This is a genomic window from Planobispora rosea (assembly GCF_014648175.1).
Taxonomy (GTDB): Bacteria; Actinomycetota; Actinomycetes; order Streptosporangiales; family Streptosporangiaceae; genus Planobispora; species Planobispora rosea.
Map to the genome: position 1 here is coordinate 1 of NZ_BMQP01000054.1, position 25,490 is coordinate 25,490.

At 70.2% G+C, this 25,490-nt stretch carries 30 protein-coding genes and 1 riboswitch; of the genes, 15 read left to right on the top strand and 15 right to left on the bottom strand.

Annotated features, from left to right (window positions below):
* Positions 1 to 303 precede the first annotated feature (303 nt).
* The 4 genes from IEZ08_RS34765 to IEZ08_RS34780 all read left to right on the top strand — a co-directional run bounded on the left by IEZ08_RS34765 (position 304) and on the right by IEZ08_RS34780 (position 3,517).
* Positions 304 to 531 (top strand): hypothetical protein, encoded by a 228-nt coding sequence (locus IEZ08_RS34765; RefSeq protein ID WP_189243871.1) that lies wholly within the window; start codon positions 304 to 306, stop codon positions 529 to 531.
* Positions 512 to 1,027, top strand: coding sequence for a DUF6879 family protein (locus IEZ08_RS34770; protein WP_203863648.1), 516 nt, complete (start codon positions 512 to 514; stop codon positions 1,025 to 1,027). Before IEZ08_RS34765 ends, IEZ08_RS34770 begins: the two co-directional genes overlap by 20 nt.
* A gap of 9 nt (positions 1,028 to 1,036) precedes the next feature.
* Positions 1,037 to 1,891, top strand: a complete 855-nt coding sequence (locus tag IEZ08_RS34775) for a helix-turn-helix domain-containing protein (protein WP_189243872.1) — start codon at positions 1,037 to 1,039, stop codon at positions 1,889 to 1,891.
* Between the two features lie 663 nt (positions 1,892 to 2,554).
* On the top strand, positions 2,555 to 3,517 hold the full coding sequence (locus IEZ08_RS34780) for an ankyrin repeat domain-containing protein (RefSeq protein ID WP_068920527.1): 963 nt from the start codon (positions 2,555 to 2,557) through the stop codon (positions 3,515 to 3,517).
* Here IEZ08_RS34780 and IEZ08_RS34785 read toward each other — a convergent pair.
* The gene (locus tag IEZ08_RS34785; RefSeq protein ID WP_141703463.1) at positions 3,468 to 3,761 is read right to left on the bottom strand and encodes a hypothetical protein; all 294 of its coding nucleotides are present in this window, start codon (positions 3,759 to 3,761) and stop codon (positions 3,468 to 3,470) included. The two genes, IEZ08_RS34780 and IEZ08_RS34785, sit on opposite strands and share 50 nt — an antisense overlap.
* A 232-nt stretch (positions 3,762 to 3,993) precedes the next feature.
* Here IEZ08_RS34785 and IEZ08_RS34790 point away from each other — a divergent pair, with 232 nt between their 5' ends.
* Together IEZ08_RS34790 and IEZ08_RS34795 are read left to right on the top strand one after the other, a co-directional pair.
* Positions 3,994 to 4,536 (top strand): RNA polymerase sigma factor, encoded by a 543-nt coding sequence (locus IEZ08_RS34790; RefSeq protein WP_068920528.1) that lies wholly within the window; start codon positions 3,994 to 3,996, stop codon positions 4,534 to 4,536.
* Positions 4,533 to 5,522, top strand: a complete 990-nt coding sequence (locus IEZ08_RS34795; protein ID WP_176728338.1) for a hypothetical protein — start codon at positions 4,533 to 4,535, stop codon at positions 5,520 to 5,522. Before IEZ08_RS34790 ends, IEZ08_RS34795 begins: the two co-directional genes overlap by 4 nt.
* A gap of 31 nt (positions 5,523 to 5,553) precedes the next feature.
* Here the strand turns inward: IEZ08_RS34795 and IEZ08_RS34800 are convergent, their stop codons facing one another.
* The 3 genes from IEZ08_RS34800 to IEZ08_RS34810 form a co-directional block, all read right to left on the bottom strand.
* A complete protein-coding gene (locus tag IEZ08_RS34800; protein ID WP_068920530.1) occupies positions 5,554 to 5,907 on the bottom strand; it encodes a VOC family protein in 354 nt (117 codons plus the stop codon).
* 253 nt (positions 5,908 to 6,160) lie between these two features.
* Positions 6,161 to 6,778 carry a LysE family translocator gene (locus tag IEZ08_RS34805; RefSeq protein ID WP_068920531.1) on the bottom strand — a complete coding sequence of 206 codons (618 nt, stop codon included), beginning with the start codon at positions 6,776 to 6,778 and terminating at the stop codon, positions 6,161 to 6,163.
* 34 nt (positions 6,779 to 6,812) lie between these two features.
* Positions 6,813 to 7,136, bottom strand: a complete 324-nt coding sequence (locus IEZ08_RS34810) for a DMT family transporter (RefSeq protein WP_068920532.1) — start codon at positions 7,134 to 7,136, stop codon at positions 6,813 to 6,815.
* A 19-nt stretch (positions 7,137 to 7,155) separates the two neighbouring features.
* A riboswitch (guanidine-III (ykkC-III) riboswitch) is annotated at positions 7,156 to 7,222 on the bottom strand.
* 114 nt (positions 7,223 to 7,336) lie between these two features.
* Between IEZ08_RS34810 and IEZ08_RS34815 the strand changes: the two genes are divergently transcribed.
* Complete coding sequence (locus IEZ08_RS34815; protein WP_189243873.1) at positions 7,337 to 7,951, top strand: cadmium resistance transporter; 615 nt, start codon at positions 7,337 to 7,339, stop codon at positions 7,949 to 7,951.
* Between the two features lie 83 nt (positions 7,952 to 8,034).
* Here IEZ08_RS34815 and IEZ08_RS34820 read toward each other — a convergent pair whose 3' ends face one another.
* A complete protein-coding gene (locus tag IEZ08_RS34820) occupies positions 8,035 to 8,634 on the bottom strand; it encodes a hypothetical protein (RefSeq protein WP_229803848.1) in 600 nt (199 codons plus the stop codon).
* A gap of 250 nt (positions 8,635 to 8,884) precedes the next feature.
* Here IEZ08_RS34820 and IEZ08_RS34825 point away from each other — a divergent pair, with 250 nt between their 5' ends.
* Positions 8,885 to 10,108 carry a sensor histidine kinase gene (locus IEZ08_RS34825; RefSeq protein WP_068920534.1) on the top strand — a complete coding sequence of 408 codons (1,224 nt, stop codon included), beginning with the start codon at positions 8,885 to 8,887 and terminating at the stop codon, positions 10,106 to 10,108.
* Positions 10,105 to 10,764, top strand: a complete 660-nt coding sequence (locus tag IEZ08_RS34830; protein WP_068920535.1) for a response regulator — start codon at positions 10,105 to 10,107, stop codon at positions 10,762 to 10,764. The genes IEZ08_RS34825 and IEZ08_RS34830 overlap by 4 nt, the downstream gene beginning before the upstream one ends.
* Positions 10,765 to 10,803: 39 nt before the next feature.
* Here IEZ08_RS34830 and IEZ08_RS34835 read toward each other — a convergent pair whose 3' ends face one another.
* The 4 genes from IEZ08_RS34835 to IEZ08_RS34850 form a co-directional block, all read right to left on the bottom strand.
* Complete coding sequence (locus IEZ08_RS34835) at positions 10,804 to 11,535, bottom strand: nuclear transport factor 2 family protein (protein WP_189243874.1); 732 nt, start codon at positions 11,533 to 11,535, stop codon at positions 10,804 to 10,806.
* A 170-nt stretch (positions 11,536 to 11,705) separates the two neighbouring features.
* On the bottom strand, positions 11,706 to 12,569 hold the full coding sequence (locus IEZ08_RS34840) for an NUDIX hydrolase (RefSeq protein WP_068920537.1): 864 nt from the start codon (positions 12,567 to 12,569) through the stop codon (positions 11,706 to 11,708).
* Between the two features lie 152 nt (positions 12,570 to 12,721).
* Positions 12,722 to 13,132, bottom strand: a complete 411-nt coding sequence (locus IEZ08_RS34845; protein ID WP_189243875.1) for a hypothetical protein — start codon at positions 13,130 to 13,132, stop codon at positions 12,722 to 12,724.
* 98 nt (positions 13,133 to 13,230) lie between these two features.
* Complete coding sequence (locus IEZ08_RS34850) at positions 13,231 to 14,583, bottom strand: hypothetical protein (RefSeq protein WP_189243876.1); 1,353 nt, start codon at positions 14,581 to 14,583, stop codon at positions 13,231 to 13,233.
* 179 nt (positions 14,584 to 14,762) lie between these two features.
* Here IEZ08_RS34850 and IEZ08_RS34855 point away from each other — a divergent pair, with 179 nt between their 5' ends.
* Positions 14,763 to 15,215: a hypothetical protein gene (locus IEZ08_RS34855; protein ID WP_068920540.1), complete on the top strand. Its 453-nt coding sequence runs from the start codon at positions 14,763 to 14,765 to the stop codon at positions 15,213 to 15,215.
* A 137-nt stretch (positions 15,216 to 15,352) separates the two neighbouring features.
* Here the strand turns inward: IEZ08_RS34855 and IEZ08_RS34860 are convergent, their stop codons facing one another.
* Positions 15,353 to 15,787 (bottom strand): DoxX family protein, encoded by a 435-nt coding sequence (locus IEZ08_RS34860; protein ID WP_068920541.1) that lies wholly within the window; start codon positions 15,785 to 15,787, stop codon positions 15,353 to 15,355.
* A gap of 261 nt (positions 15,788 to 16,048) precedes the next feature.
* Here IEZ08_RS34860 and IEZ08_RS34865 point away from each other — a divergent pair, with 261 nt between their 5' ends.
* Positions 16,049 to 17,005, top strand: a complete 957-nt coding sequence (locus IEZ08_RS34865) for a GlxA family transcriptional regulator (RefSeq protein ID WP_189243877.1) — start codon at positions 16,049 to 16,051, stop codon at positions 17,003 to 17,005.
* Positions 17,006 to 17,176: 171 nt separating this feature from the next.
* Positions 17,177 to 17,800 carry a DJ-1/PfpI family protein gene (locus IEZ08_RS34870; protein ID WP_068920543.1) on the top strand — a complete coding sequence of 208 codons (624 nt, stop codon included), beginning with the start codon at positions 17,177 to 17,179 and terminating at the stop codon, positions 17,798 to 17,800.
* A 114-nt stretch (positions 17,801 to 17,914) separates the two neighbouring features.
* Here the strand turns inward: IEZ08_RS34870 and IEZ08_RS34875 are convergent, their stop codons facing one another.
* Both IEZ08_RS34875 and IEZ08_RS39985 read right to left on the bottom strand, forming a co-directional pair.
* Complete coding sequence (locus IEZ08_RS34875; protein WP_189243878.1) at positions 17,915 to 19,084, bottom strand: amidohydrolase family protein; 1,170 nt, start codon at positions 19,082 to 19,084, stop codon at positions 17,915 to 17,917.
* A 292-nt stretch (positions 19,085 to 19,376) separates the two neighbouring features.
* The gene (locus IEZ08_RS39985; RefSeq protein WP_229803850.1) at positions 19,377 to 19,841 is read right to left on the bottom strand and encodes a M15 family metallopeptidase; all 465 of its coding nucleotides are present in this window, start codon (positions 19,839 to 19,841) and stop codon (positions 19,377 to 19,379) included.
* Between the two features lies 1 nt (position 19,842).
* Between IEZ08_RS39985 and IEZ08_RS39990 the strand changes: the two genes are divergently transcribed.
* Both IEZ08_RS39990 and IEZ08_RS34885 read left to right on the top strand, forming a co-directional pair.
* The gene (locus IEZ08_RS39990; RefSeq protein WP_229803852.1) at positions 19,843 to 20,301 is read left to right on the top strand and encodes a hypothetical protein; all 459 of its coding nucleotides are present in this window, start codon (positions 19,843 to 19,845) and stop codon (positions 20,299 to 20,301) included.
* Between the two features lie 441 nt (positions 20,302 to 20,742).
* Complete coding sequence (locus IEZ08_RS34885; RefSeq protein ID WP_425312286.1) at positions 20,743 to 21,915, top strand: DUF8462 domain-containing protein; 1,173 nt, start codon at positions 20,743 to 20,745, stop codon at positions 21,913 to 21,915.
* A gap of 40 nt (positions 21,916 to 21,955) precedes the next feature.
* On the opposite strand, the gene IEZ08_RS34890 is transcribed toward IEZ08_RS34885, so the two are convergent.
* Both IEZ08_RS34890 and IEZ08_RS34895 read right to left on the bottom strand, forming a co-directional pair.
* On the bottom strand, positions 21,956 to 22,942 hold the full coding sequence (locus IEZ08_RS34890) for a MauE/DoxX family redox-associated membrane protein (protein WP_189243879.1): 987 nt from the start codon (positions 22,940 to 22,942) through the stop codon (positions 21,956 to 21,958).
* A 32-nt stretch (positions 22,943 to 22,974) separates the two neighbouring features.
* The gene (locus tag IEZ08_RS34895; RefSeq protein WP_068920547.1) at positions 22,975 to 23,925 is read right to left on the bottom strand and encodes a hypothetical protein; all 951 of its coding nucleotides are present in this window, start codon (positions 23,923 to 23,925) and stop codon (positions 22,975 to 22,977) included.
* A gap of 379 nt (positions 23,926 to 24,304) precedes the next feature.
* Between IEZ08_RS34895 and IEZ08_RS34900 the strand changes: the two genes are divergently transcribed.
* Positions 24,305 to 24,850 carry a SigE family RNA polymerase sigma factor gene (locus IEZ08_RS34900; protein WP_229803853.1) on the top strand — a complete coding sequence of 182 codons (546 nt, stop codon included), beginning with the start codon at positions 24,305 to 24,307 and terminating at the stop codon, positions 24,848 to 24,850.
* Between the two features lie 45 nt (positions 24,851 to 24,895).
* Here the strand turns inward: IEZ08_RS34900 and IEZ08_RS34905 are convergent, their stop codons facing one another.
* Complete coding sequence (locus tag IEZ08_RS34905) at positions 24,896 to 25,474, bottom strand: MarR family winged helix-turn-helix transcriptional regulator (RefSeq protein WP_189243880.1); 579 nt, start codon at positions 25,472 to 25,474, stop codon at positions 24,896 to 24,898.
* Positions 25,475 to 25,490: the final 16 nt, after the last annotated feature.

A 25,490-nucleotide genomic window follows, 5' to 3' on the forward strand; every position in this document is an offset into this window, starting at 1 on the left:
GACATCCTTTCGGGGGCGAGCCCCTGATCTCGGATGTCCGTCCAACCGGATCAAGCCCAGATGCGGGGGCCGCTCGCAACGTCGAGCCGGAACGCGCCCGCAACGGCGGTGGTGGAGGGCGACATACCCAGGACGGTAGAAACTCGCAGGCCAGCGCCTCAATGAGTTTGCTGCGCTTTGCGTATGGTCACTGTTCGACGGGCCTCCCCAAGCTGATCAAGCAAATCCAAGCAAACTCCTTGAGCAGTCGTATAAGCCGAAGCACACTCAAGCAACAACCCCCGATGCCCGAAGGAGCCTGTCATGGCCCTTGAGTTCCTCGGCAAAGACCCCAACAGCCCCAACGGCGACTCCGCCACGGTGTGGTGGGACACCGAAGCCCGGGAGTACGTCCTTCAGGGCTACATCGAGACCAATCCGGCCACGCTCACCGAACTCGGCCCCCTTCCCGTCGGAGAGGTCCGCATCCGCTTCCCTCAGCGCATGATGCAGTTCTTTCCGGAGGTGAACGGTGGTCGAGCGGACGCTTGAGCAGCACCTGGCCGCATGCACGCGCTCCGCGCTGCACCTGGAGATGCGCGACGGCTATACGCTCAACGACCCCGATTACCATGCGTGGCGGACCGGCCACCGCATCGACCTGAACGATCGCTCCTCCTGGTGGCGACCGTGGTTACAGAACATCGTGGACGCCTCCGCTCGAGGTGTGCAGGTCCGCCGGGCGCGCATCGTCTCGGAGCCGATCAGCTCCTACATCCGCTACGAGTACGACATCACCGTGCCCAACGTCCGTGCCGGAGAGCATGTGCGCTGGCTGCCTCGCCGCCAGACAACTGATCTTGCCCTACCGGGTAACGACTTCTGGCTGTTCGATGAGGAGGTGCTGCTGGTCCACCACTTCAGCGGCGAGGGCGACAAGGTCGGATCCGAAACGATCACCGACCCCAGGGTGGTGACGTTCTGCCTGACTACGTTCGAGGCCGTATGGGAGCGCGCCATCCCCCACGATCACTACCAGCCCCTCTGACTCACCGCCGTGCGATCCTCGTCTTCCAGCGCGCATCAGGCGCTTCAAGCTCTCGGGCAGCGGCTGCGCGAGATCCGCATCGACGCCGAGCTGTCTGGCCGCGACCTTGCTCGGCGAGTCGGCTGGCACTCCTCGAAGATCAGTAAAATTGAGTACGGCAAGCAGACGCCCACCATCGCCGATATACGCGCTTGGTGCGAGCAGTGCGGCGCAGGCGAACAGATCGCTGACCTGGTCGCCTCGCTGCGCGCGGTGGAGGGCATGTTCGTCGAATGGCGGCAGATGGAGCGCACCGGCCTGCGTCGCGCTCAGGAGGCGGTGCTGCCATTGTGGGAACGCACCCGCCACTTCCGGATCTACTCACCCCGAATGGTTCCGGGTCCGTTGCAGACCCGCGCCTACATCACCGCCGTGCTCACCTCGCTCACCCGGCGGCGCTCCATCCCCGACGACGTCGAGCAGGCCGTTCAGGTCCGCGTGGACAAGCAGCACGTCATCTACGAGGGCGACCACCAGTTCGCGATCCTGCTGGAGGAGAACGTCCTGCATCACCCCATCGGCGGGGCAGAGGCCATGGCCGGGCAACTCGGGCACCTGCTGACGGTGAGCACGCTGCCCTCAGTGTCACTGGGAATCATCCCTCTCGGCGCCGACCGGTCGGATATCTGGCCGGTCGAGGGCTTTTGGATGTTCGATGAGGCAGAGGTGACGGTCGAGCTGGTGTCCGGACACTTGACGATCACTCAACCACGAGAGATCGCAATGTACGGTGCAACCTTCGCCGAGATGGCCAACCTCGCGGTGTACGGCGCATCGGCTCGCACTTTGATCACTAAGGCCATCGCTGTGCTTGATGGGCAGTAGTCGGAGACGTTTGGTCTACTGACCAGGCCATTGAAGGGCGCCCTTCGATACCCGATGGGAACAAATTGGGAACATGGAAGCCGGGCATAGTCGGTTTTGATCAACGAAGATCGGCGTTCCTATGCCCTGCTGACCTGGTAAGCCACCAACGAGCAGGATTGGTCAATGGTGGCCGACTTCGACGTCAGGGGACTTGAAAACCGCTAGGTCGGGTGACCGGCCTCGTGGGTTCGAATCCCACGCTCTCCGTCGAGCACGCGAAACGGCGCCTGACCGGGGGATCCCTCGGGCCGGGCGCCGTTGATCGTTTCCAGGATGCGCAGCCGTACGCCGCCGTGAGCGATCCTCGGCCGGTGTCCGCAGAATGACGTTGGTCTCGTTTCCCCAGGTTGCGCCTGTAACGCCTCGGTGGTTGTGTCGGATCCGCTCACCGGATGCCAACCGGCGCCACGACGATGACGCCTGTCGGTATCGGCTGCGCCCTCGTGGCGGCGGGCCTACTGACTTTTGTCGGCTTCGCCCAGCCTCTCGCCAGCGGGTATGACCATGAGCGTCGGAGAGTGCCGTTCTCTCGTGAACCCACTGCGTCCGCGACCCGAATCTGTCGGCCTCGTACGCCATGATCAGCGGTTGTATATCCCGTGCATCCCCTCAAGGAGAGCCATGGTTGGCAACGACGGATCCGGGTGGTCCGGCATCGGCTGGGACGACTGGACGAACCTCAGCTTGATCCGCGCCCGGCTCGACGCGGGCGCCGACCCGAATTCGGGGGCGCACTTCCACGGACGGCCGCTCCACGCGGCGGCCGAGTGCGGATCGCCCGAGGTGGTCGCGGAACTGGCCCGGCGCGTCGACGATGTCGATGCGGAGTGCGAAGATCGTACTGCGCTCTGGGGGGCCGTCTTCGCCAACCGCCCCGACAACGCCCGTGCCCTGGTCGCCGCCGGGGCGGACCCGTGGCGGCCGATGATGAACGGCTGGTCCCCCGGACGGCTCAGCCTGGCCACTCCCACCCCTGACCTGTTCGCCCTCCCCACCGGGAAGACGGGCCTGTCCGCTGAAGAGAGCACCGCCGTGGCGGAGGCCAGACGCCTGATCGCCGCGCTGGGGGACTTCGACGACGACGGTTACAGCATCGCCTGCGTGGCCGGCATCACCGCAGCCGAGGCGGCACGGCGCCTGGAGGCCGTACCGGCCGACGACGCCGACGTCGAAGAGATCATGGAGGATCCCTGGGCGGACTTCGACGCCAGCCTGAGCATCATCGGCGTCACGGACGTGCCCGGCGGATGTGTCGTCGTCCAGCCGTGTGGATATGCCGCATCCGATCCCGGCGTCATCAAGCGCTTGTCGGTGGGCACCGTCTGCTACGGGCTGTTCGCCAATCCCAAGAGCGGCAACCAGGGGGCCGTTGCCCGCGACGGTGAGATCGAGGAATGGGACACCCACCCCGGCGGGGGGAGCACCTATTCCGGAGATTCCCCGCAGGAGATCCTCGCCACCTACCTGTACCACGGCCATGCCGAGGCCTACTGCTATGCCGGAGCGGGCCTGCGGCCGACCGACAACCGGTCGATCACAGGCCGGGCCGACATGTGGTTGAGACTGCCCGAAGCCCTGCGTTAGGGAGAACCGATCTTCCACACGCAGAAGCCATACCGAGCGCCTGAACCGCCAGCAGATCGAAGCCGAGCGCCTGCACCTCGTGATCAGTGTCCGACCACCAGCTTCGGGCCAGGACGATGACCTCGTCGGGCGCTGAGAGGGACTCGAACAGCCGGCCCATCGCGTCGACATGCTCACGGAAAGAGTTTTCGTCCCATTCGAGCAGTTCAGTGAGCAGGCCGTCAGGGAGCTGCGGTGTCGGCATGTCCTCATGCTCCCTATGGCGGATGCCGGAGACGGTAACCGGGCGGGCATCCCGGGTGAGGGTGCGAGTATGCCGAGGTGGTGTGAGAGAAGGCGATCGTATTTCGGGGAGCTTCGAGGTGCTGCCCCTCGGGACAGAGGCGCTGCCCCTCGGGACAACGTCACGACCACGCGTAATGGGATCGGCATTCCGGACATGGGGTGAATGTAGATGACCCACATAAGGAGCCCGGATGGGAGTCGATCCCGAAAGTCGGTTTGAGGAGATCTATGAGTCTTCGTACGGACTGCTCCTCGGGTACACGTTGCGTCGCTGTCTGGATCCGGACGACGCGGCCGACGTGGTGGCCGAGACGTTCGTGATCGCTTGGCGTCGCATAGAGGAGGTCCCCCAGGGGGACGAGGCGAGACTGTGGTTGTTCGGTGTGGCGAGGAGGGTGCTTGCCAACCACCGGCGCGGCGAGCGCAGGCACGAACAGCGCACCGCCGCCCTTCGCGAGGAACTGGCCGCCTCACGATTCGTAACCGAACTGCCCGGAGAGGACCTTTCCCGGATGGGACAGGTTTTCCGCACGCTGTCCGAGGAGGACAGAGAACTGCTCTCCCTGATCGCCTGGGAACGGCTGGATCCCGGACAGATATCAAAAATCCTCGGCATCTCCCGTAATGCCGTGAGGGTCAGGCTCTACCGCGCCCGTAAGCGCTTCGCCCGCGGCCTGTCCGAGGCTGGGATCGAGTACCCGCATGTCGTCACTGTCGAAGGGAGTGCGCTGTGAACATCGCCGATCTCGCCCGGTTGCGGGACGAGGACCTGGCCAGGGAGCCCGTGGGGCAGGCGTCCGGCGCGGGGGCGCGGGCACTGATGGAGGCGATCATGGCGGAGGAGCGCGCCCCCGTGCGACCGAGACCCCGGTGGGTGCGTCTTCCCGTACGCCGTGGGGCCACCTGGCGGGGCCTTCCTGTACGCCGCGGGTCCACCTGGCGGGGCTTTTCCGTACGCCAGGGGTCCACGTGGCGGCGTGGGGTCGGATTCGGTGTGGCGGCGGTCGGGCTGGCCGTGGCACTCGTCGTCGGCACGCCCTTCGGCGGTCCCGCCACCGAGTACGCCAACGCCGCCGTAAGCCTCAAGACGGGCGAGGAATTCCTCGAGGTCGTCATCAACGACCCCGAGGCCGACGCTGCGACGTTCACGGAGGCGTTCCGAGCCGTGGGTCTGGACGCCGAGGTGAAAAAGGTGCCGGTGGCGCCGGAGGACGTCGGCACGCTGGTCGGTCCGGCCACGCCGGGCGACTTCCCTCCTGGCACGGGGGTGACGACGGCCCGCAGCGGGGGGAGCTGTCCGTCCGTCTGGTGCGGCAAGATCTCCATGCCCGTCCGTTACACCGGGCGGATCGTCTTCGGGGTCGGCCGTCTCGCGGCACCCGGCGAGCCCTATGCCGTGCCCGTACAGATCATTCCGATCCCACCGGATGGCTCTCCGGATGGCTACGAGGGGCGCGGCAAACCGGTCTCCGAGGTCAGAGCCGAGATGGAGCGGCGCGGGATGAAGATCAAGTACAGCCTGGTGTGGCTGGAGCCCGATGGTTCAGGCCACGGATACACCGTCGACGCGGACCGGGTCAGGGACCACTGGATCGTCGAATCGGGCCTCAAGCGCGCCTCCGACACGGTCGAACTCCGGATCGAGCCCGGTCCGGACGTCCCGCCGGACTCGGTTCCCAGAGCGGACGAACCGCTCCCGCGTGGATGGTGGGAGGACTGAGCACTTCCGGCGCCACGGCCCACGACCCGGTTCAGCCCGGGTGGCCGACGACGTTGACGACGTTGCCGTGCGGGTCGCGGACGAAGAAACGGCGCACGCCCCACGCTTCGGTCGTCAGCGGGTGCACGATCTCGTAGCCGAGCCGGCGGGCACGGGCGTAGGCGGCGTCGACGTCGTCGACATCCACGGAGATGACCGAGTCCTCGGCGGCGGAGGCGTCCCCGGAGACGAGGCTGACTTGGGCGGTAGGGTTGCCCGGGGCGCGGAAGCCGACGACCCAGCCCAGGTCGAAGGCCTTCTCCAGACCGAGGAACTCCTCATAGAAGTCGTGGCCGGCCTGTGCGTCGGCCACGTTGAGGTTGGGCACTATCCGGTTGATCGACATCGCTCTCGCCTCTCGTGTATCAGGTCGTTACTGATCTTCTCGGCGCAGGGCTCCGCCTGTCCGGGAAATGCCGCTGCATTTTGGGATCTTCGCCTTCTGGGCGTCTGCGGACGGGAGCAGGCGATGGCAGAGGTGACGGGAGGGCGACAGCGGGAAAGGCCGGGTAGGAACGCATTCTGAGGGTACGGAAGATCGCGAGTCTGGTGCAGGACGGACGGGCGGCGGGGAGCCGTTCACAGAACGGAGAAGCCGCTCACTGGTGCTGCGTCGCCAGCCGCAGACCGAAACCGATCACGATGAGACCTGTGAGCCGGTCCAGGCCGCGCTTGACCGACGGCCGCTGCAACCAGCCGCGCACCAGACCGGTGAACCCGATGAGCAGGGCACTCCACAGCAGCCCCTCGCAGACGTGGACACCGGCCAGCAGGACGCCCATCACGGTGTGGGACACGCCGTCCGGCATGAACTGGGGGAGCGCCGCGACATAGAAGGCGCCCACCTTCGGGTTGAGCAGATTGGTCAGCAGGCCCCGGCGGAACACCGGCCACCACCGCTCGTCGCGGGGCGCGTCCACCGTCACCGCCTCGTCCGCGGCGCCCTTGCGGCTGTGCCACACCATCCGGCCGCCTATCCACAGGAGGTAGGCGACACCGGCCCAGCGCAGCACCTCGTAGGCGAGCTGGGAGGCCGCGAGGAGAGCGGCCAGACCGGCGGCTGTCAGCAGCCCCCAGAGCAGCGTTCCGACCTGGATGCCGAGAACCACGGCCCAGGCCGCCTTCTTCCCGGAGAGCAGGGAGGTACGGAGGATCAGGGCCGTGTCCAGGCCGGGGGTGAGGGTGAGCAGGCCGACCACGACGGCGAACGACGCCATAGATCCATAGATGTCCACAGTTGGTCACCGTACTTCAGTGACCGCCGCCCGCCAGGTTGAGGCCGACGACGCCGGCGAGGATGAGCACCACTGAGATGATCTTGATGGGGGACGTGTCCTCCCCCAGAAGGATCATTCCCAGGGTGGCGGTGCCGACAGCACCGATGCCGGTCCAGACGGCGTAGGCCGTACCGACATCGAGGCTCTTCAGGGCGAGCGCGAGAAGAGCGAAGCTGAGTACGGCGGAGACGGCGAAGCCCAGGCTCGGCAGCGGCTGGGAGAACCCGTCGCTGAGCTTGAGCGAGTAGGCCATGGCGACCTCGAACAGACCGGCGGCGACGACCATGAGCCAGGCCATGACGGCTCCCTTCCCTCAAGGAGCGTCGTCTTTGCAGGCCGGGTACGGCGCGTCTCGTCCGGGCGGGGCCCGGTCGGGGCCCGCACCGGTGACAACGACGGCGATTGTGCACGGATTCCCGGTGCCTCCCCACTACGCCCATGGCGGTTGGGGCCCACGAGCCGGAGTCCGTGAGCCGGGCGGGCCTACTCTGATCGGCCATGGACAACCTGTTCGCGACGGCCGGTACGGCCGCTGCCGTCTTCGCCGGGACCAACGTCGACGACATCATCGTCCTGACCGTCCTGTTCCTGTCCTCCCGCACCAGGGGGAGGCCCCGTCCCTGGCAGATCGTCACCGGCCAGTACGCGGGAATCGCCGCCCTGGTCGCGCTCTCGGCCGTGGCGGCGCTCGGTCTCACCGTGGTCCCCGACGAGTGGGTCGGCCTGCTCGGCCTGCTCCCGCTCGGGCTCGGCCTGTGGAGCCTGGCCGGGGCCGTTCGCGCCGGTGGGACGGAGGACGGGGAGTCTCCCGTGGTCGCGACCGGGTTGCTCTCGGTGGCCGGGGTCACTGTCGCCAACGGTGCGGACAACATCTCGGTCTACACCCCGGTGTTCCGCACCATCGGTCTGACCTCCAGTCTGGTCACCGTGGCGGTCTTCACCGTCCTGACCGCGCTCTGGTGTGCCGCCGGGTCGTGGCTCGGCTCACATCCGAAGGTCACCGCGGCGGTCGGGAAGTTCGGGCACTGGCTGGTGCCCGGGGTCTTCATCGTGCTCGGAGCCGTCATCGTCCTCGAATCCGGCATTCTCGGCCGCCTCGCCGAACTCCTGTGAGGCCGCTCTCGCCGCTCGCTCCGCGGGTCCCGCCGTTCCCTCCGGCAGTCCCGCCGCTCTCTCCGCGCACCGGACATCCTGTCTCACGTGCGGACGGCGCCGGGAGCGACCGGGGCGGAGACGGTGGCCCGGCGGGCCAGGGGGACGAAGGAGACGAGCAGGCAGACGGCGCTCAGCGGGATCAGGTCCTTGTCGATGAGCGGCAGGAGAGAATAGGCCAGGACCAGGACGGGAACCCATGCCCTGACGCGGCCGAGGAACGCGAGCTGGACGGCGAGGGCGAGCTGGCCGATGGAGAACAGGGCAGGGCCGACGCCGTAGACCACCGGTGAGACGCCCGGGATGGACTGGACCCGGTCGAACAGGGGACCCATGGCGGCGTGGTCGGCGGCCATGAAGCCGACCACGATGTCGATGGTGAACTGCGCGAGGAAGGCGGCGCCTCCCGCGAGGCCGGTCACGGCGCTCACCGTGGCGACGGTGTCCCGGCCCGCCATCCGGCGCAGCTGCCAGAAGATCGGAACGAACAGGATCAGTGCCGCGATGAAGGCCAGGTGGCCGGTCGTCCAGGCCAGGCCCGGTCCCCGGCTGCCGTCGAGGCCGTCGAGAATGCGGATCACCCCGTAGGCCAGGACGAGCAGGGGCGCTGCGACGAAGGGGGTGCGGAGGATGCGAGGATTCACAGGAGGGCTCCCAGGAGGCGGCACGCGTCGGCGCGCGGATCAGTGAACCAGCAGGTCGGCGGGCCAACGGCTCAGCGGGCCAGCGGGCCAGCGGGCCAGCGGGCCAGCGGGCTAGTGGGCCAGCGGACCAGTGGAATGCCTCGATTCTCGGAACCCCGCCCTCCACGGCGCATCGCCGACGCGAGGGGTCCCGGATATCCCTCGTGCGAGGGAGACGGCAGACCGGAGCAGTCCGCGATACTCGGGTGCCATGGGTCGTTTCCCCTTCATCGCACGGATCAGGGCGCTTCCTCCCCTCCTGCTGGACGTGGCGCTGGCCGTTGTGGTGCTCGTCGCGCAGTCGGTGCCGTTCCTGTACGAGACGCGCCGCCTCAGCGACGAACCGTGGACGGTGGCCCACTACCTTCCCGTCCTCGCCTCCGCGCTGCCGCTGGTCGCGCGCCGCCGCTACCCGTTCACGGTGCTGGTCCTGACCCTCCTGGCCGCGGGCGCCTACTCCCTCAACGACCCGGACAACCCCTCCCAGCCCATCTGGTACGGCATGCTCGTCGCCGTCTACACCGTGGCCGAGCGATCCTCCTGGAGGAGGGGGATCGCCGCCACCGCCATCGTCATCGGAGGTTCCCCGCTCGTCGTGGGATCGGTGCCCACGTTCGTCCGCGGGATGGTGACCTGGATCGCCGCCTACGCGATCGGCCGGGCCGTGGCGGTGCACCGCGCCTCCGCAGCGGCTCTGCAGGAGCGGGCCGTCCGGCTGGAACGCGAGCGCGAGATCGAGGCCGAGCGCGCGGCCGAACGCGAACGCGCCAGGATCGCCCGGGACATGCATGACATCCTCGCCCACGCGGTGAGCATCATGGTGGTCCAGGCCGAGGCCGGTCCGCTGGCCGTACGGGCGAACCCGGAGCGCGCGGAGGCGGCCTTCGACGCGATCGGCTCCGCCGGGCGGGAGGCGATGGCGCAGTTGCGGCGCATGCTCGGCCTGCTCAAGGAGGCCGAGGGCTCACGGGATCCGCAGCCCACGCTCGACCGGATCCCCGAGCTGGTCGGTCAGGTCGGGCGGAGCGGTCCCCGGGTGGCGCTGACCGTCACCGGTACCCCGGCCGGCCTGCCCGCCGACGCCGAGGTGGCGGCCTACCGGATCGTCCAGGAGTCGCTCACCAATATCGTCAAGCACGCCCGCGCCACCACCGCGGAGGTCCGCCTCGAATGGAAGGACGACGCACTGGTGATCGACATCACCGACGACGGCACCGGTCCCGCGCCCGCCGACCGGCCCCGCGAGCCCGCGCTCTCCGGCGGCGACGGGCTGATCGGCATCCGTGAGCGCGCCACGGCCTGCGGCGGCACCGCCTCGTTCGGCCCGGACCCGGGCGCGCACGGTTTCCGGGTGTCGGTACGGCTCCCGCTCTCCCCTCCCGCCGGGACGTCCGTACGGCTCCAGCCCGCGCAGCTCGCCGAGGTGACGCGGTGACGGTCAGTGTGGTGGTCGCCGACGACCAGGAACTGGTGCGCAGCGGTTTCGCGATGATCCTCGACGCCCAGCCGGACCTGACGGTCGTCGCCGAGGCCGGTGACGGAGCCGAGGCGGTGGAGGCCGTCCGCCTGCACCGGCCGGACGTGCTGCTCCTCGACATCCGGATGCCCCGCATGGACGGGATCGAGGCGGCCCGGGCAGTGTGCGCGGAGACCACGACCAAGGTCATCATGCTCACCACCTTCGACCAGGACGACTACGTCTACGACGCGCTCTACGCCGGGGCGAGCGGCTTCCTCCTCAAGGACGTCCGCCGGGACGACCTGGTCCACGCCGTCCGGGTCGTGGCGGCCGGGGATTCCCTGCTGGCCCCGGCGGTGACCCGGCGGCTGATCGACGACACGGTGCGCAGGCGGCCCGTGCCCGCCCCGGCGCCCGTGGGCCTGGACGCGCTCACCCAGCGCGAACGGGAGACGCTGGTCCTGCTGGGCCGGGGTCTGTCCAACGCGGAGATCGCCGCGGAGCTGGTGGTCAGCGAGCACACCGTCAAGACGCACGTGAGCAACGTGCTGATGAAGCTGGACCTGCGGGACCGGGTGCAGGCGGTGATCGCCGCCTACGAGTCCGGTCTCCTCCGACCGGGCACCCGCTGAGCGCCGCGGACCGGATCGTGCCCCGGCCCGGCAGGCTTCTCACTTGGGCGGCGGGGTCGCGGTGGGTGCCGTAGGGGTGCCGGGCGGCTGGGTCGTCCTGGGCGGTTGAGTGGTCCCCGGTGGCTGGGTCGTGCCGGGCGGCTGGGTGGTGCCGGGTGGCAGGGTCACGCCGGGTGGCAGGGTCACGCCGGGTGGCAGGGTCACGCCGGGTGGCAGGGTCACGCCGGGTGGCAGGGTCACGCCCGGCGACGGGGACGTCCCGGCCGCGCCGCAGGTACCGGCGGACCGGCGGAGCTGGACGATCTGGTCGACGGACTTGGTCCGGTACTCCTCTTCCTCCTCCGGGGGCAGGACGTACCGCCATCCGCCGTTCTCGAAGAGGAAGTCGTAGTCATAGGAGGTCGGGTCACCGGCCCGGGTGGCCGTCACCAGGGCGGAGTCACCGGTGACCGTGACGTTTGTGATCGTGAACCCCATGTCGGGGATGGGCTGCGGGCAGAGCTGGAACAGCCGTATGTACTCATCGCGGCTGATCGTCTCCTGGGCGGGCGTGCTCCAGGTGTCCCAGAACTCTCCGGAGGCGCCCGTCGCGTAGGCGTCGAACGCCGCCTGGGCGGCCAGCCGTACCGCCTCCTCCGACCGCTCCTCGTCCGGGCCGCCGGTGGCCGAGCCGCTCGGCGTGGGGACGTACTGCCCGGAGGGCGGGTTCAGTGCCGTCGCCACGGTCATGGCCGTCCCGATCAGCAGGCCGGCGACCATAAGGATGATCACAGCCAGCCCTCGACCCGTCTCACCCCTCGGTGGCTGGCCGTACTGTGGCGGCGGGTAGCCCACGTTCGGTCTCCGGGGCCGGTCGGAACAGATGGATGTTGATCGTAACGCTCCGGCCTCCGGGTCGGCCACGGGTCGCCGCCATCGGGGGACCCCGGCGCCGGACGGCCTCAGAGCTGGGAGAGGAGCCAGGTGGGTCCCGTGACCTCGGCGCCGTGCTCGGCGACCCGCTCACGCAGGGCGCGGTCGGCGGTGACCACCAGGACGTGCTCCCAGGCCCGGGCATCCTGTACGGCGCGCACGATGGCGTCGTCGCCGCTGCCCGGGGCGGGCAGGACGGTGACGCCGGGCACTCCGGCCACCTCCCGGGCGGCGCCCTCGACCACCATCAGGATCCGCGGGAACCAACGGGCCAGGGCGGGGAGATGACCGGGGACGGCGCGCAGCCCGCCGCCGGCGAGGGCACTGACCTCGGCGATCAGTTTGGCCGTGGCTCCGGCGCGGTCCTTCCACCAGCCGTGCTCGGCACGGGCGCCGATGATGTTGGCGGCGTCCAGGACGATCACCAGGGGGCGCAGCGCCCGGCTGACCACGGGCCAGGTCTCGGCGAATCCGGGATGGAGCCTCCTGGCCTCGATCTCGGGCAGTGGCAGCCAGCGCAGGTCGGCGCTCTCGCGGTTGGCGGGAGCCGCGTGCAGCAGCCCCTCCGCCTCGGCGATCACGGTCTCGAAGGACCAGCCGCCGTGGTCGTCCAGGTAGACGCCCTGCACGCGCAGGCCGTCCCCGTGCAGGGCGGCCTCCTCCCGGGCCTCGCGGAGCGCGCTGGTGATGGAGTCCTCGTGGCTGTCCCGGGCACCGCCGGGCAGTCCCCAGGTGCCGCCGTGGTGGCTCCAGAAGGAGCGTTTCTGCATGAGGACGTGCGGCACGCCCGCGGCGTCGTGGTGCACCGCGAGCAGACCGGAGGCACCGTGCACCCCCCAGTGCCGGTGCCCTCGCTCGCAGTGGGCCCAACCGTCCCCATCACCGGCCGCCATAGGTCAATGATGCACCACGGAGGAGCGCGCCCCGGAAACGGTCGCTCGCCGTACCGCCGTACCGCCGTACCGCCGTCCACAAGGCCGACGGGTCCCGCGGTCCGAGCGGGTGCTCGGACCGCGGGACCCCGGAACCGGCGCGGGCCGGTGGGTCAGCTCCGGCGCAGGCCCATGTACTGGAACTCGGCGAGGGCGAAGACCAGCAGCGCCTGGGCGACGACGAAGGCGACGCCGAGCGGGTTGGGGTCGACCCAGCCGGTGAACAGCAGGCCGATGCTGTCGACGGCCCAGAGCACGTTGACGGCGATCAGCGCCTGGACGCCGCGCTTGGGCGGAGCCGGGCGGGTCGCGAGGTAGGCGATGAACGCGGTGAGCGGCAGCAGAGCGATCCCGGCCCAGCGCAGCAGCGGCACGGGGAGGTCGAGCAGGCCGGCGAGCGGGGTCGCGGCGGCGGTCAGGATGACCGCGAACCCTCCGCCGAGGACGGCGTCGATCTGGAGCGCGCGGGTCAGCAGGGGAGTGCGGCGGGCGCTGGCGGTGGTGGCGGCGGCGGTGGCGGTCATCGGTTTCTCCCGTGTGAGTGTGTCTGAGAGTGCGTCGGCTTCCGACGTCCTCAGCACACCGCCTCACCCACTGCCAACTGCAGACATGGCACTGCCATTCACTGCCAGTTCTCCGTACGGAGATCGTCGGCGACGAGTTTGGCCGCCGTGTTCTGCCAGTTGTAGAGCGTACGTTCGGGAACTTCGCGGAGGAACCAGTCGAACGCCTGCCGCTCCTCCGGGGTGAGCCCGTTGCGCGTCGCCCCGCGCCGGTAGGGCCGGAGTCCCCGGACGTACGGGAAGTAGAGGACGTTGTAGAACCGCCACTCCTCGCTGGTGCCGAACTCGCCGTCGCGGGGCTTGAGCCGCTGGATGCTCTCCAGCAGCAGGTTCCTCAACTCGGCCGCCCGCTCCAGGGGGCTGTCGCCGGTGACCCGTTTGTCGATCACCGGAAGGTTGGCGAGCGGGCTGCTGGAGAGCTTGCCCAGATCGCCGTATCCGGCCAGGGCCCGCCGCGTCAGGCGGGTGAACTCGGCCTCGTCCATCGGGGGCGGGCCCGGCTCGCGGCGGGGCAGCGCCTCGGAGGAGTCGTGCAGCTCGGCCCGCTCGCGGCGGATCTCCGGGTCACCGGGGAAGGCGATCCGGTCCAGCGCCCGGTGCACCGGACCGGCCAGCGTCTGTACGGCGACCGCCACCGCGACCACCCCGAACAGCAGCACGGCGAGGGCGGGGGTGGGGCCGCCGAGCACGATGGCCAGAGCCACCTGCCCGCCCGACGCCAGCATCACGACCACCGCCCCCAGCAGGGAGCGCAGCATGTCGCGCCAGAGCGCCTCACCGGCCTGGAACGCGCTGGACATCGCGATGGCCACGCCCAGCAGGGCCATGTCCACGTCCACCGCCAGTACGGCGAGCAGGTTGGCCGGGCCGAGCAGGGGGAACAGCAGCAGCGCCGCGCCCAGCCCGAAGAACAGCGTGGCGACCGCCGCGAGCCAGCCGACCCGTGGCGGCCTGGCCCGCACCAGCAGGACCAGCACCCCGGCCAGCGGCCCCAGCAGCAGCACCCCCGTCACCGCCCGTACCGCGAGGCTCACCTCGGTCCCCCAGCCGGAGACCGCCAGCCATCCGAGCCCCGCGAGGGTGATCGGGACGAGCACCCTCGACCAGATCCGGTCCAGCCGCTCGCTGCCGGGGACCAGTGTCAGCATCGCGCCCGTCCACAGCAGCGCGGGCAGATAGACGAGAACGGTCTCCGCCGCGGCCAGCGCCTCGGCTCCGGTGTTCTGCAGGGTGGCGCTCCCTGCGACGGCGTCTCCCGTGGCGGCGCGCACCTGGCCGGTCGCCAGCGCGAGGCCGTACGCCAGCAACCCCAGCCCGGCCCGTCGCGGCCCGCGCTCCCGAGGGTCCCTCACGATCACGTACAGCCCGAGCCACCAGGTGAGCCCGGCCACCGTGGCGACGGCGAAAAGCATCGAAAACCCCTTTCCCCGCCGCGAGCGTACCGAGCACCGGAGGATTCCGTCCCTCGTGACCGGCGTGGCGGAGCGGGGACCCGGTCCGGCGGCACCTTCCGGAGAAACGGGTACCACTTCCTCCATTCTTCACGTACGATGTACGGTACGTTGTACGGAAACTGACGAAGGGAACCGCGATGCGACAGGAAGACGAGCGGAACGAACTGTTCACGCCGGGCGCCGAGGACCTCGCCGCCATCGACGCCTGGTTCGCCGAATACGACGCGCTGGCCGCACGGGGAGCCGTTCAGGAGATCGCCGACCTGGCGGTCTTCCCGCTCAACCTCGCCACCGACACGCCCGGCGGATTCGGCGCCGTCACCCAGTGGGACCGCGAGGAGTTCGTGCGGGTGATGAGCGATGTCATGGGCGGCGGCACGGCGGACATGGAGATGAAGTCCGTACGGACTCCGCGCTTCCTCACGCCCAACCTCGTGCTCGTCGAGACGGAGGCCACGGTCACCGCGGAGGGGCAGCGGCAGTCGATGCGCTACGCCGACCTGCTCGTGCGCACCGCGGACGGGTGGGCGTTCCAGACCATGGTCCAGGGAGGCTGGGGTCACGGCTGGCCGCCCGCGACCCGCGGATGACGCGGTCTGACATGACCGGCCCGGCCTGAAGCGGCCGAACCGATCCAACCGGCCGAACCGATCCAACGCGGACGGCCCGTGCTTCCGGAAGAAGCACGGGCCGTCCGCCCGGAGCACCCGCCGCAGCGGGGAAGAGATCAGCGGAACAGCGAGCGGACCAGGTTCCGGGTCTGCTCCCGGCGGTCCCAGGCGATCAGGGCGAAGATCAGTGCGAAGGCGGCCGGCAGCAGCGCCCAGGCCGGCTCGATGACCAGGATCTGGGTCAGGGCGGCCCCGGCCATCAGACCGATCAGCCCCGTGGCGGCGGCTCCGGCCAGCCGGGGGACCAGCAGGCCGATCCCGCCGGCCAGCTCCACGGCACCGGTCACGTAGCGGAACCACTGGCCCCAGCCGATCAGCTCGAAGGTCTCCACCGCGTCGACCTGGCCGACGAACTTGGGCAGTGCCGAGGCGACGATCAGGAACGCCGCGATGAGGATCTGGAAGACCCACAGGACCCGGCGCAGGACCCGGCGGCGGGCGGAGATCTCGGCGGTGGCGGTGCTGGCGGTGAAGGTCTGCGTGGCGGCCATGGTGGCTGTCCTTCCGGGCGGTGGTCGTTGCGGTGGTCGTTTCCCTCTTTGACCAGGCGTCGTCCGGCCGGAGGCGGAATCGACACGTCCCCGGATTTTTCTTCAAGATTTTTCACGCGCTCTCGCGGAGGCCGCCGGTGGCGGAGAAAACGCAGCTCAAAAGGGTGCAGTTCCACCGGCCGACACCGGTCACCGTCATGGCGCAATCTGCAATATCTGTGTCGTGGACGCCACCTCCCCACGCTGACCATGATGAATGCCATGCGGCGAGTGGTGGCGGTGACCTACGAGGGCTTCCAGCTCCTCGACCTGGCCGGTCCGGCGGACGTGTTCTCCGGGACGAGCCTGCTCGTCCCGGAGGACGGCTACCGGGTGGAGGCCGCCTCGGCCCGTACCGGCGCCGTGACCGCCTACGGCGGGATCGCGATCACGGTGGGAACCGCTCTGCGCGACATCGACGGACCGGTCGACACGCTGCTGGTGGTGGGCGGCCTGAGCGCCCGGGACCAGGTGGACGACCGGGAGCTGGTCGGGCAGATCGCCCGGCTGGCGGGGGTGGCCCGCAGGGTCGCGTCGGTCTGCACCGGCGCCTATCTCCTGGCCGAGGCCGGGGTGCTGACCGGCCGGCGGGCGACCACGCACTGGCTGGCGGCCGCGGACCTGGCACGCCGTTACCCGGACGCGGAGGTGGACGCCAACCCGATCTACATCCGGGACGGCGACGTCTGGACCTCGGCCGGGGTGACCGCCGGAATCGACCTCGCGCTCGCGCTGGTGGCCGAGGACCACGGACACGCCCTGGCCCGGAAGGTGGCCCGCGGGCTCGTGATGTATCTGCACCGGCCGGGAGGGCAGGACCAGTTCAGCGTGCCGATGCGCGCCGCGGCGCCGCGAGCCGAGCCGTTGCGCGAGCTGCAGGCGTTCATCGACGGCAATCCCGCCGACGACCTGAGCGTGCCGGCCCTCGCCCGGCGCGCCGGGATGAGCGAGCGGCACTTCTCACGCGTCTTCACCGAACAGACCGGGGTGTCTCCCGGACGGTACGTCGAGCGCAGCCGCGCCGATCTCGCCCGCCGGCTGCTGGAGAGCACGGCACACCCCCTCGACCGCGTCGCGAGGGAATCCGGGCTCGGCACGCCGGAGACCCTCTACCGCGTCTTCCGCCGCCACTGGCGGATCGCCCCCGGCGACTACCGCCGCCGGTTCCAGGCATTCTGAACGCCTCCCGGATGTTTCCCAGACACTCCGGGCACTCCCCGAAGTCTCCGGCGTGCTCCCCGATTCCCGGGGCTTCCCCGCGCTTCCCGGCCCTCCCGAACTCCTCGTGTCCTCGGCAGTCCCCGGCGTTCGCAACGGCCCTGAACAGCTTCATCCGAAGGAGAGCTGACCATGCACGTCGCCGTCCCCCTCTACCCCCGGTTCACCGCCCTCGACGCGGTCGGTCCCTACACGGTTCTCGCCTTCACGCCCGGCTGGTCGGTCACGTTCGTCGCCGCCGTACCCGGTCCGGTCGTCGACGACAACGGCAAGCTCTCGATCACCGCAACCGCCGCCTTCGAGGACGTGCCCCGGCCGGACGTGATCCTGGTCCCCGGCGGTCCGGGCACCGTCGCCGCCATGGGCGATGAGGGACTCCTCTCCTGGATCCGCGCCGCTCACGAGCACACGAGGTGGACGACCTCGGTCTGCAGCGGTTCGTTCGTCCTCGGCGCGGCGGGTGTGCTGACCGGCCGGAGGGCCACGAGCCACTGGGGCTGGGTCGACCAGCTCTCCGCCGTCGGTGCCCAGCCCGTCAAGGAGCGCGTGGTGATCGACGGCAGGATCGTGACGGCCGCGGGAGTCTCCGCCGGTATCGACATGGCCCTGGCCCTCCTCGCCGAGGCGGCGGACGAGGAGACGGCGCGGACCGTACAGCTCGCGATCGAATACGACCCGCAGCCGCCGTTCGGCGGCGCCGACCCGCACACCGCCCCCGGCGCCCGGCGCGAGGCCGCGCTGAGCTTGATCTCCTGATCTCCCACGCTCCGCGCGACCGGTGAGGCCCGCCGGATGACCTCAGCGGACACAGGGGCCTCAGCGGACACAGGGGCCTCAGCGGACACAGGGGCCTCAGCGGACACAGGGGCCTCAGCGGACGCGGTGGCCGAGCCGGAACACGGCCCGCACGTCGAGCAGGGCGGCCGGATCGGTCAGGGGATCACCCGCCACCGCGAGGATGTCGGCGTCCATCCCGGGCGCGAGGCGTCCCTTGCGCCGGTCGAGGCGGCACAACCGGGCCGGCAGCGAGGTGACCGCGCGCAGGGCCTCCACCGGGGTCAGGCCGAGCGTGCGGACCGTCATGCCGACCGTGTGCGGCAGCACGTCGTGCGGCTTCGGCGGGCCGATCCCGGCGTCCGTACCGAAGACGACGGTGGCCCCGGCCTTCCGGAACCGTGCGAAGAGGTCGGTCAGCGCGGCCAGCCTGGCGGTGATGCGCGGCGGTATCGCGGCTCCCGGGACCGCCCCGAACGTCGCCGACACCACCACCCCGGTGCGGGCCATCTTCTCGATGACCTCCGGCCTGGCCTCGACGCCGTCCTCGGTGAAGAACGAACAGTGCTCGACGGAGTCGACGCCCGCCTCGACCGCGTCCGCGATCGCCTGGCCCGCGTGCGCGTGCGCGGTGATCGGCAGGCCCCGCCGGTGGGCCTCGTCGACGGCCGCCCGCAACTCGTCGATCCCGTACTGGGAGAGATGGGAGCGGGTTCCGGGGGTGAGCTCGCCGCCACTCGCCATGATCTTGATGACGTCCACTCCCCGCTCGGCACGGGCGCGCACCGCCGCGCGCACGCTCTCGACGCCGTCCGCCTCACCGCCCAGGTACCAGCAGTGGCCGCGGGTGGTGGTGATCGGCGGTCCGGCGGTGAGCAGGTGCGGGCCCGCCGCGGGATCACGGGCGGACTCCGCGCGCAGCAGCAGCCCGAGGTAACCGCGGTCACCCAGGTCGCGCACGGTGGTGATACCGGCGGCCAGCGCGGTACGGGCCGCGGCCCGCATGCCCTCAAGAGCCTGGGCATCGTCACGTGCGGCCAGCGCGCCGACGGGATCGGCACCGGCGTCGAAAGCGAGGTGCACGTGGGCGTCGATCAGGCCGGGCAGCAGCGTCGCGTCACCCAGATCGACGAGCGCGGCCCCGGAGGGCACGGAGCCGTCATGCCGTACGGACACGACACGACCGTCCTCGACGATCACAGTGGGCTCGCCCGCCAGAACCGTCTCGTCACCGTCGAACAGGCGAGCCGCCCGAATGGCCTGCATCGGTCGTCCTCCTCGCGTCATGGGCGATGGCCGAACGGACGGCCGTGGAGGGGTACGGATCCCTCCGGGTGTGATGAGAACATCTCATCCCCAGCTCGGATTGTCGCGGCATCTCCCACGGTTCCCGAGAGGGGATCCATGGAGTGACGGCCGACGTCGTCGCCGAACGCAGGACGGGCGTGCATCCGACCTGACGCCGATCTCCGCTGCGCGGTCTCAGCTCAGGCGACATCCGGCGGTTCCTCGGTGACAGGCAGGCACCCCGTTCGCGACAAGACCGGGCCTTCAGGGATCAGCCGCCGCCCTTGCTGAAGTGCTGGTAGTCCTTGATGCCCGACCAGTAGCCGCCCCACTCCCAGCCGAGGCGGGCGAAGGCCTTGACCACCCGGTCGCCGGGATTGATCACGCCGGGGGCGTCCACCGGGCGCCTGGCGAACTTGCGGGCGTTGCGGTGCGCCACCGAGCCGTCGGAGGAGACGTAGGGGTTCTCCCGGGGGTTGATGTCGATGGCCTTGCCGTAGGCGTGCCGGGACCAGCTGCTCGACCCGGTCGCCGGGCGGCAGTTGAAGGCCGAGGTGTTGTCGGCGTCGATGGAGTCGAAGTCGTCGCCCTTGTAGACGTCGACGAGCTCCATCCGGTAGATCGGCCAGCGCCAGCCGTACAGGCGCCGGAAGACCGTGACGACGTCGTCGGCGACGTCCTCGTGGACGACCAGCTCGCCGATGTGCGGCCGGTCGTCGAAACCCCAGTAGGTCATCGTGATCAGCCGCAGGTCGCGGACCGGGACCGGGCAGCCCGAGCGCCAGGAGTGCTCCAGCCGCTCCCGGGCGATCCGCGAGATCTTCGCGGAGAACTCGGGAGGGCCGGCCGGAGGCGGGGTCGAGGTCGGCTCCGGAGGCGGCGACGGGGAGAACGGGGCCGGGGACGGCGGGAGCGAGGACGGCGCCGCGGGAGAACCGGGGGAAGGGGACGCCGAGGGCGACGGGGAGGACGACGGAGAGGACGGGGTGGGGGACGGCCGCGACGGTGAGAACACGCTGGGCCGTACGGAGTTCCGCGCCGGCTCCTCCGTGGGCACGGCGACGGGGTCCGAGGTGCCGCAGGAGGCCATCACCAGACAGGCCGTCACCGCCAGGGCGGCGCGGCCGGACGTTCCGGACGCAGAGCTTCTCACCCGTCACCCCTCACATCGGAGGAATCCACCAGCACCAGCGTAGTCTTCCCGATACGAGAAGTGACGGGAGTCCGGATCTCCGCCGTGTGCGGTCTCCCCCCGGGCGAGGATGGGCTCGTCCGGACGGAGGAAGCAGGTCCGTCCGGACGTTCGCGGACCCGCCGCAGACCCTTTCCGGTCCTCTCCGGTCCTTTCCGGTTCGACGCCTGACCGGTCTTTGGGTGAGCTTTTCTCGGAAGCTCTCGTCATTGTGTTCGATGCCGCGCTACAGTCGTAGGCATCGGATCGAACACCGGTTCGGGCGCCGTCCGATGCTGTCCGTCCAGGTGAGGGGTGTGCCATGACGATGCTCGCACCGTCCTCCACCCCCGGCCCGCCCGCGCCGCGCGGTCCTGTGCGGCGGCGTGCGACACGCCGTAGCCCTTTCTACGGAAATCTAAGACGACCGCTATATCCCGTCATACAGTCCGAGACTGTGGACCCCGTGCGCAACCCCTATGCCCCCGGCGCGGGCCAGCGCCCCCCGGAGCTCGCCGGGCGTGACCGCGAGCTGCAGCAGTTCGAGGTCGTCCTGGAGCGGGTGGCCCGGGGCCGTCCGGAGCGCAGCATGGTCGTCACCGGCCTGCGCGGTGTCGGCAAGACCGTCCTGCTCAACACCTTCAAGTCGATGGCCATGCAGCGGCTGTGGGGGACCGGGAAGATCGAGGCCCGGCCCGACCGGTCGATCCGGCGGCCGGTGGCCGCCGCCCTGCACATGGCGGTCCGCGAGCTGGCCCCGCGGCATCGCGCGCCCGAGCGCATCGAGGAGTTCCTCGGCGTGCTGAAGGCGTTCGCGATGCGCGACACGTCCGCGGCCAAGGGCACCTCCCACTGGTCCCCCGGGATCGACGTGCCCGCCGCGCGCGGCCGGGCCGACTCCGGCGATCTGGAGATCGACCTCACCGAGCTGTTCGTCGACGCCGCCGCCGTCGCCACCGACCTCGGTGTCGGGATCGCCCTGTTCATCGACGAGATGCAGGACGTGCAGGTCGAGGACGTCTCGGCGCTCTGCGCGGCCTGTCACGAGCTCTCCCAGAACGGCGGCCCGCTGATCGTGGTCGGCGCGGGTCTGCCACACCTGCCCAGCGTGTTGTCGGCCAGCAAGAGCTACTCCGAGCGGCTGTTCCGCTACGCCAGGATCGACCGGCTCGACCGGGAGGCCGCCGATCTGGCGCTCATCGTCCCGGCGGCGGAGGAGGGCGTGGAGTTCACGCAGGAGGCCCTCGACGCGCTCTACGAGGCGGCCGACGGCTACCCGTACTTCGTCCAGGCCTACGGCAAGGTCGCCTGGGACCTGGCGCCGCGCAGCCCCATCACCGCCGAGGACGTCCGGGTCGCGGCGCCGGAGGCCGAGGAGGAGCTCGCGGTGGGCTTCTTCGGCAGCCGCTACGAGCGGGCCACCCCGGCCGAGCGCGACTACATGCACGCGATCGCCTCGATCGGGGACGAGCCGGTGGCCACCGCCGAGGTGGCCGAGCTGCTCGGTCGCAAGCCGTCCAGTCTCTCCCCGGCCCGTGACAGCCTCATCAAGAAGGGCCTGATCTACAGCGCCGAGCGCGGCCTGATCGCCTTCACCGTCCCCCACTTCGGAAAGTTTCTGCGTTCCCAGCCCATCTGAACAAATGTTCGATATACTGAGGGTGGGCCTGGCGACGGCCCTAGCCCTCTATACGGCTCTCTAGTGGGGAAGCTAGAGAGCCGTATAGAGCTGAATCGTGTCTGGCGTGCGTCCATTCACCCTGGACAGAGGCAGGCTCGCCGGGGGACTCGATGCCGACCGTACGGCCTGCGGCGTCGACCACGGCCACGCGCACCGCCGGGCGACGGCCGCTCAGCCGGATCGCGAAGACCACGTCCACCGGCTCGCCCGGTCCTCCGGCGCGGAGTCCCGGATGGATACCCGGATAGACGAAGAACCTCCAGCAGAGCTCCCGCCAGCTGTCGACCGGCTCCGCTCTCGCCAGCAGCCAGGCATGCGACTGCCAGACCGTGCTCGCCCGAAGTAGTGACTCGGCCTTCGCCGGATCCGAGGGGCGGTTCTCACAGGGAGCGCGATACCGGAGCCGGGAGGCGATCTCCTCGATCTCCGGTGAGAGCGCGGCGATGAGCAGCAGCCCGATGACCATGGCGAGCGCCGTGATCCAGGAGATTCCGGCCAGCACCGACCATCCGGAGACCGGGCCGGCCCAGACGGTGCCTGCGGCCATGGCCGTCAGGACCGCCGTACGGGCCAGCGAGCGGAAGCCCACCGGGACCGCGCTGACGTCACCGAAACAACCGCAGCCCGCATCCGGCCGGCGACGCCGAAGTTCCCACAGGACGTAGGTGGAGATCGTGAAGAAGGCGGTCGTGCCCCATCGGAAGAGCGGGTGCCCGGTGGCCATCAGACCGCCCAGCAGGACCGCCTCCCCGGCCGCGCAACCGAGCATCGCGGGCGCGTGCCACCGCTCGGCCAGCAGGACGGCCGGTCCGAGCCCGCTCATCCCGCCGGGCTGCGTGCCCTTCGCGACGGTCCGCACCTTGGCCGCGGTGCCCAGCGCCAGCAGCACGCTCAGCACGGGGAGCTGGGCCGTGGCGACAGTCATGGCGAGCTGCGCCGCCTCCGTCATCTGCGTTGCCTGTGCCACCTCGGTTGTCTGCGCCATCTGGGTTATATGCGCCATCTGTGTCATCTGTGTCACTCCAATCCGACCCGGGCGTTGAAGCACCCCTTGGTCAGGTCCCCACCGAGTTCCACGAAGGAGGACGGCGCCAGCTCCACGATCCGGCCGCGCGGAGAGGTGCCGCACTCCAGGCACCGGTCACAGAACCGACCGGTGAGGCAGCCGCACGCCACGATCGGCACGATCGAGGTGCGTCCGGCGCACACGTTGCGTACGTCGAGCGTCGAGCCCAGCGAGAGGTAGGGCAGCCCGGCGCAGGACACCCCGGTGTCGGCGCAGTCCGCGTCGGAGGACTCCAGCATCGGATAAGCGGCCCCCCGCTCGCCCCAGTCGAAGGCGTCGGACCAGGTCGCCGTGCCCGAGACCCGGGGTTGCGCGCCGCCGTACGCCGGAGGGGGCGGAGGTACGGACGGCCAGCGGTAGGGGGGCTGCGAGGTCGCGGGCAGCCGGGCGTGGGCGACCCCGTCCTCGCGGACCCCGATCGCGTCGAACAGGTAGCCGGGCTCGAACTTCGGGTGCCGGACCCGGATCCGTCCCGAGGCGCGGTAGGGGACGACGACGGTGCGCCGCCCCCGGTGCGGGCCGCAGTAGAGCTCCATGGTGACGTCACCGGGGCCCCGGCCGATCTCTTCGATCACGCCTGTGATCCGGGTGATGTCCGCCCAGATCCGCTCGGCGACCTTGCCCTCCTTCAGCGCCTTGACGATCACCTGTGCGCCCACCGGCAGATCGGCCGGGGTGACGGTGTCGCCGCGCCAGGCGGTGGCCCACGGCGCGATGACGAGACGCTCATGTCTTCCGTCCGGTGTCTCGATGGTGATCAGGTGCGGGCTGACGTCCAGGATCTCGCCGGTGACGGCGTACAGGATTTCGCCTTCGTCGGAGACCGGCCCGGGATCGTCGAGACTCCGGCCGAGCGCGGCCGCGGCCAGGACGCGGCGACGGTCGACGCTCCGATGGGGCATCGTGGTTCTCCCTGCTCTCACGCGCTGCTGTCATGCGGGGGCCCGGGTCCCGCTCTCCCGCGTTCCGGCTGTCGCGGGGGTGTCCGGGGGCTCCGGGTCGTTCTGCTGTTCCGGTAGCGTCACATGCTTTGCGCCGGGCTGCGGTCCGCCCCCGCCAATGATTCCGGCAGGCGCCCTACCGGGTAGCAAAATTCACATCCCCGGTAGAACGCCTTATCGCCTATCTCTGGTCAAACCCATATCTAACGTCTCTCCGATGCCCCGCCACCCAGCTGAAGCGATCTTTGCACTGGGCAGGGTGAAACCTGGATTCAGGTTCATCGGGATCTGAGCTTCCGGCTGCGATTCTGACCACGAGACGCCCCATGACCACAGGCTGGTGATCGCGGTGACCGGCGGGATCCACGACGAGTTCCATGAGTACGTCGTTGCTCGCGGACCGGCGCTGCTGCGCGCCGCCCGCCAGGTCACCGGCGACCATCACGAGGCCGAGGACCTGCTCCAGGCGGCGCTGGTCAAGACCTACCTCGCCTGGGAGCGCATCGAGGACAGGGCCGCGCTGGACGGGTACGTGCGCCGGGCGATGGTCAACATCAACATCTCCTGGTGGCGCCGGCGGAAGCTGGAGGAGTATCCCTCCGAGGAGCTTCCCGAGCCGGTCCACGCGAGTGCCCGGGGGGACCTGCCCGGTATCCACGGACACCTGCCCGAGCGGGTGGAGCAGGCGCTCGATCTCCTGCCGGCCAGGATGCGGGCCGCGATCGTGCTGCGCTACTACGAGGACATGACCGAGCCGGAGATCGCCAAGGTCCTGGGGATCAGCGTCGGCACGGTCAAGAGCACGGTCTCGCGCGGGATGGCCAAACTCCGCGGAGCCCTGGTGATCTCAGAGCCCCCGCGTCTCGAGCCGCAGCCTCAGTCCTGAGCGCGCGGGCAGGCGGGGCCGGACGGACGGGCGCGGGCCGGCGCCTCAGCCGACGGACCCGGCTCCGGGTACGGCTTCGGTTCCGGCTTCGGCTTCAATCCCGGTTCCGGTCCCGGGGTCGGATTCGGGCTCGCGTTCGGAACAGGCGGACGGGGTCCGGGCACCGGCCGTGGCGCACGGCCGTACGGCATCGCGGATGATCGTGAGCGTGTTGAGGAAGGTCGACAGCTGCTCGGCGGTGAGCCTCCCGGTGAGCCAGGTCTCGATGTCGGCCAGGTGCTGCGGGAGCACGGCGGTGAGCCGGTCGGTGCCGGCCTCGGTGATCGCGGCGTAGGAGGCGCGGCGGTCGGTGGCGCAGGCCTGCCGTACGACGAGGCCTTCGCGCTCCAGGCGGTCGACGACGCGGGTCACCCCGCTGGTGGACATGTTGGTCTGAGCGGCCAGGTCGCTCATGCGCAACCGCCGGCCGGGTGAGCGCGCGAGCCGGATCAGCGTCTCGAAGTCGATCTCGGAGAGCCCCCCTTCGGCGAGGGAGGGCAGCGTCTTCGCAGACAGGCCGGTGGCGACCTCGGCGAGGAGGCCCATCGCGGTCAGCCGCGGGTCGTCGAAGGAGAGCACGTTCATACTGTATCGGACGATA